Source organism: Humibacter albus DSM 18994, from assembly GCF_000421825.1.
GTDB classification, from domain to species: Bacteria; Actinomycetota; Actinomycetes; order Actinomycetales; family Microbacteriaceae; genus Humibacter; species Humibacter albus.
The window spans coordinates 1-5,560 of record NZ_ATXT01000006.1 but is presented as its reverse complement, the minus strand read 5'-3'; the positions used below and the strand labels follow the sequence as shown (position 1 = coordinate 5,560).

3 rRNA genes are annotated in these 5,560 nt (G+C 55.3%); all 3 read left to right on the top strand.

The window, feature by feature from the left end:
• Window positions 1-200 precede the first annotated feature (200 nt).
• Window positions 201-1,732 (top strand): 16S ribosomal RNA (locus H623_RS0101240).
• Between the two features lie 448 nt (window positions 1,733-2,180).
• Window positions 2,181-5,303: ribosomal RNA gene (locus H623_RS0101235) — 23S ribosomal RNA — on the top strand.
• 134 nt (window positions 5,304-5,437) lie between these two features.
• Window positions 5,438-5,554 (top strand): 5S ribosomal RNA (rrf, locus tag H623_RS0101230).
• Together the 16S, 23S and 5S rRNA genes form the textbook arrangement of a ribosomal RNA operon.
• Window positions 5,555-5,560 lie beyond the last annotated feature (6 nt).

Genomic DNA, 5,560 nt, shown 5'->3' with positions numbered 1-5,560 from the left:
CGGGAGTGTCCGATCCTTGAGAACTCAACAGCGTGCACAATGTTCAATGCCAATTAACCTCGGCACTGATGGCGGCCTTTTTTGGTTGTTGTTGGTGCGAGATTCCTTTTGGTTAGATATTTTGAATGTCAGTTTGATATTCGATCTAGTCAGACAAACTCGCCTTCTTCCAGGTTTTGCTTGGTTGGGGGTAATCATTTTTTATGGAGAGTTTGATCCTGGCTCAGGACGAACGCTGGCGGCGTGCTTAACACATGCAAGTCGAACGATGATCCTTGGAGCTTGCTCTGGGGGGATTAGTGGCGAACGGGTGAGTAACACGTGAGTAACCTGCCCTTCACTCTGGGATAAGCGCTGGAAACGGCGTCTAATACTGGATATGACCCGCACAGGCATCTGTTGTGGGTGGAAAGATTTTTTGGTGGGGGATGGACTCGCGGCCTATCAGCTTGTTGGTGAGGTAATGGCTTACCAAGGCGACGACGGGTAGCCGGCCTGAGAGGGTGACCGGCCACACTGGGACTGAGACACGGCCCAGACTCCTACGGGAGGCAGCAGTGGGGAATATTGCACAATGGGCGCAAGCCTGATGCAGCAACGCCGCGTGAGGGATGACGGCCTTCGGGTTGTAAACCTCTTTTGGTAGGGAAGAAGCTTTTCGTAAGTGACGGTACCTGCAGAAAAAGCACCGGCTAACTACGTGCCAGCAGCCGCGGTAATACGTAGGGTGCGAGCGTTGTCCGGAATTATTGGGCGTAAAGAGCTCGTAGGCGGTCTGTCGCGTCTGCTGTGAAATCCCGAGGCTCAACTTCGGGTCTGCAGTGGGTACGGGCAGGCTAGAGTGCGGTAGGGGAGAATGGAACTCCTGGTGTAGCGGTGGAATGCGCAGATATCAGGAAGAACACCGATGGCGAAGGCAGTTCTCTGGGCCGTAACTGACGCTGAGGAGCGAAAGCGTGGGGAGCGAACAGGATTAGATACCCTGGTAGTCCACGCCGTAAACGTTGGGCGCTAGATGTGGGGACCATTCCACGGTTTCCGTGTCGCAGCTAACGCATTAAGCGCCCCGCCTGGGGAGTACGGCCGCAAGGCTAAAACTCAAAGGAATTGACGGGGGCCCGCACAAGCGGCGGAGCATGCGGATTAATTCGATGCAACGCGAAGAACCTTACCAAGGCTTGACATACACCAGAACGCCCTAGAAATGGGGTTCTCTTTGGACACTGGTGAACAGGTGGTGCATGGTTGTCGTCAGCTCGTGTCGTGAGATGTTGGGTTAAGTCCCGCAACGAGCGCAACCCTCGTTCTATGTTGCCAGCACGTGATGGTGGGAACTCATAGGAGACTGCCGGGGTCAACTCGGAGGAAGGTGGGGATGACGTCAAATCATCATGCCCCTTATGTCTTGGGCTTCACGCATGCTACAATGGCCGGTACAAAGGGCTGCGATGCCGTAAGGTGGAGCGAATCCCAAAAAGCCGGTCTCAGTTCGGATTGAGGTCTGCAACTCGACCTCATGAAGTCGGAGTCGCTAGTAATCGCAGATCAGCAACGCTGCGGTGAATACGTTCCCGGGCCTTGTACACACCGCCCGTCAAGTCATGAAAGTCGGTAACACCCGAAGCCGGTGGCCCAACCCTTGTGGAGGGAGCCGTCGAAGGTGGGATCGGTGATTAGGACTAAGTCGTAACAAGGTAGCCGTACCGGAAGGTGCGGCTGGATCACCTCCTTTCTAAGGAGCATGTGGCACCCCGTTGGGGTGTCCAGAGGCCAGTTCCGGAGCGGATGTCTTCGGCTGGTTGCTCATGGGTGGAACATGGACATTGGTGCGTAGCTGAACGGCGCGCGACCTAGTACGGTCCCTTCGGGGATCTGGAACGGTTCGGGTCGGGGGGCTGCGTGCGTGCACGCTGTTGGGTCCTGAGGGACCGGGCCGGCCTTCGGGTCGAACCTGTGACCTCGGACCCTTTTCTTGTCGGTGTTGCCGGCGAAGGGAGGGTACCGACCGTATTTTGAGAACTACACAGTGGACGCGAGCATCTTAGATTCGAGATCCTTTTTAGGGGTTTCGGGTCACAAAGATCGTGATTAGTACTTTGTACTGATTTACAGATCATTGGTCTATCGGCGCTGGGGGCTTTTCGGGTTTCTGGTGTCGATAAGTTTTTTGACTCATGTGATTTCAAGTTTCTAAGAGCGAACGGTGGATGCCTTGGCATCTGGAGCCGAAGAAGGACGTAGCAATCTGCGATAAGCCTCGGGGAGTTGATAAGCGAACTGTGATCCGAGGGTGTCCGAATGGGGAAACCCAGCCAGGCCCTTTTGGGTGACCTGGTTACTCCTGTCTGAATGTATAGGGCAGGGAGAGGGAACGTGGGGAAGTGAAACATCTCAGTACCCACAGGAAGAGAAAACAATAGTGATTCCGTTAGTAGTGGCGAGCGAACGCGGATGAGGCTAAACCGTGCCATGTGTGATAGCCGGCGGGCGTTGCATGGTCGGGGTTGTGGGACTTTCTTGGTTGTTCTGCCGGGCAGCCGACGTGACGAGACGGTATAGGCGAACCGCATTGAAAGGCGGGTCGTAGAGGGTGTGAACCCCGTAGCCGAAATGCTGGTCTCGGCGTGGAGAGTATCCCAAGTAGCACGGGGCCCGAGAAATCCCGTGTGAATCTGTCAGGACCACCTGATAAGCCTAAATACTCCCAGATGACCGATAGCGGACAAGTACCGTGAGGGAAAGGTGAAAAGTACCCCGGGAGGGGAGTGAAATAGTACCTGAAACCGTTTGCTTACAAACCGTTGGAGCCTTACTTGTTGGGGTGACAGCGTGCCTTTTGAAGAATGAGCCTGCGAGTTAGCGGCATGTGGCGAGGTTAACCCGTGTGGGGTAGCCGTAGCGAAAGCGAGTCCGAATAGGGCGATTTCAGTCGCGTGTCCTAGACCCGAAGCGAAGTGATCTACCCATGGCCAGGTTGAAGCGACGGTAAGACGTCGTGGAGGACCGAACCCACTTCAGTTGAAAATGGAGGGGATGAGCTGTGGGTAGGGGTGAAAGGCCAATCAAACTTCGTGATAGCTGGTTCTCTCCGAAATGCATTTAGGTGCAGCGTTGCGTGTTTCTTGCCGGAGGTAGAGCTACTGGATGGCCGATGGGCCCTAAAAGGTTACTGACGTCAGCCAAACTCCGAATGCCGGTAAGTGAGAGCGCAGCAGTGAGACGGTGGGGGATAAGCTTCATCGTCGAGAGGGAAACAACCCAGACCACCAACTAAGGTCCCTAAGCGCGTGCTAAGTGGGAAAGGATGTGGAGTTGCACAGACAACCAGGAGGTTGGCTTAGAAGCAGCCACCCTTGAAAGAGTGCGTAATAGCTCACTGGTCAAGTGATTCCGCGCCGACAATGTAACGGGGCTCAAGCACGCCACCGAAGTTGTGGCATTACCATTTGTGACAAGCCTTCGTGGTTCAGTCGTGGTGATGGGTAGGAGAGCGTCGTGTGGGCAGTGAAGCGGCGGTGGAAACCAGCCGTGGAGCCTACACGAGTGAGAATGCAGGCATGAGTAGCGAAAGACGGGTGAGAAACCCGTCCTCCGAAAGACCAAGGGTTCCAGGGCCAGGCTAATCCGCCCTGGGTAAGTCGGGACCTAAGGCGAGGCCGACAGGCGTAGTCGATGGACAACGGGTTGATATTCCCGTACCGGCGAAGAACCGTCCCAGTCAATCCAGTAATGCTAAGAGCCCGAAACCGTCCGTACGATCCCTTCGGGGTGAGGCGGGTGGAGGTAGCGCTCGACCCTGTGCTGGTGCGGCTAGCGTATTAACAGGTGTGACGCAGGAAGGTAGCCGATGCCGGGCGATGGTTGTCCCGGTGCAAGTGCGTAGGCCGAACGATAGGCAAATCCGTCGTTCATCAGGCTGAGACACGATGCGGACCCGTTTTGGGGAAGTTGGTGATCCTATGCTGCCGAGAAAAGCATCGACGCGAGGTTCTAGCCGCCCGTACCCTAAACCGACTCAGGTGGTCAGGTAGAGAATACCAAGGAGATCGAGAGAATCGTGGTTAAGGAACTCGGCAAAATGCCCCCGTAACTTAGGGAGAAGGGGGGCCTGAGGCGTGAAAGCACTTGCTGCTGGAGCGTTTGAGGGCCGCAGAGACCAGTGGGAAGCGACTGTTTACTAAAAACACAGGTCCGTGCCAAGTCGCAAGACGATGTATACGGACTGACGCCTGCCCGGTGCTGGAAGGTTAAGAGGAACGGTTAGCCGTAAGGCGAAGCTGAGAATTTAAGCCCCAGTAAACGGCGGTGGTAACTATAACCATCCTAAGGTAGCGAAATTCCTTGTCGGGTAAGTTCCGACCTGCACGAATGGCGTAACGACTTCCCAGCTGTCTCAACCGCGAACTCGGCGAAATTGCATTACGAGTAAAGATGCTCGTTACGCGCAGCAGGACGGAAAGACCCCGTGACCTTTACTACAGCTTGGTATTGGTGTTCGGTGTGGCTTGTGTAGGATAGGTGGGAGACTATGAAGCGGGCACGCTAGTGTTCGTGGAGTCATTGTTGAAATACCACTCTGGTCACTCTGGATGTCTAACTTAGAACCGTAATCCGGTTCAGGGACAGTGCCTGGTGGGTAGTTTAACTGGGGCGGTTGCCTCCTAAAGAGTAACGGAGGCGCCCAAAGGTTCCCTCAACCTGGTTGGCAATCAGGTGGCGAGTGTAAGTGCACAAGGGAGCTTGACTGTGAGACTGACAGGTCGAGCAGGGACGAAAGTCGGGACTAGTGATCCGGCAGTGGCTTGTGGAAGCGCTGTCGCTCAACGGATAAAAGGTACCTCGGGGATAACAGGCTGATCTTGCCCAAGAGTCCATATCGACGGCATGGTTTGGCACCTCGATGTCGGCTCGTCGCATCCTGGGGCTGGAGTAGGTCCCAAGGGTTGGGCTGTTCGCCCATTAAAGCGGTACGCGAGCTGGGTTTAGAACGTCGTGAGACAGTTCGGTCCCTATCCGCTGCGCGCGTAGGAAGTTTGAGAGGATCTGACCCTAGTACGAGAGGACCGGGTTGGACGAACCTCTGGTGTGTCAGTTGTTCCGCCAGGAGCACCGCTGATTAGCTACGTTCGGGATGGATAACCGCTGAAAGCATCTAAGCGGGAAGCCGGCCTCAAGATGAGACTTCCATGCCCTTTAGGGTGAGAGGCTCCCAGCCAGACGACTGGGTTGATAGGCCGGATGTGGAAGCAGGGACTAACGACCTGTGCAGCTGACCGGTACTAATAAGCCAACAACTTGATAATCATCATTCTCATACCGTTGTAAGGCTGGTATGAGGAGCCGGATGCCCGCGTCCACTGAGTGGTTCTCGATGTACGGTCGAGAACCAACACAAACACGCTTTGTGTTGAACAAACACTGAAACATCACACACTGTTTCGGCGGCCATAGCGAGAGGGAAACGCCCGGACACATTCCGAACCCGGAAGCTAAGACTCTCAGCGCCGATGGTACTGCAGGGGGGACCCTGTGGGAGAGTAGGACACCGCCGGACTTCTAT